Raw genomic sequence first — 316 nt, 5'->3', positions numbered from 1 at the left:
CATCCCCAAGGCGCACTACCCGGACGCCGCCTCGCTGGCCGCCCAGGCGCCCCAGCTCGCCGCGGACGTGCTGCGGGAGGCGGGCGAGGTCGCCACCGAGGACAAGGTGGACGGCAGCGGCTACCGGATCGTCTTCAACACCGGCGCGGGAGCGGGCCAGACCGTCTTCCACGCGCACGCCCACGTGCTGGGCGGCCGTGGCCTCGAGGGGCCGCCCGGGTAACCGACGGTGTCCGCACGTGAATTGGTCGTGCTCGGCACGGCCAGCCAGGTCCCGACCCGGCACCGCAACCACAACGGCTACTTCCTGCGCTGG

1 protein-coding gene is annotated in these 316 nt (G+C 73.7%); it reads left to right on the top strand.

Going from position 1 to position 316, the window contains the following annotated elements; translation table 11 throughout:
* A partial coding sequence (locus ACLZOT_RS51325) for an HIT domain-containing protein (RefSeq protein WP_416976161.1) occupies positions 1-223 on the top strand: 223 nt, incomplete at its 5' end.
* Positions 224-316: the final 93 nt, after the last annotated feature.

The organism is Streptomyces sp. 4F14 (assembly GCF_048159485.1).
GTDB lineage: Bacteria > Actinomycetota > Actinomycetes > Streptomycetales > Streptomycetaceae > Streptomyces.
This window is presented reverse-complemented; position numbering and strand designations above follow the sequence as displayed.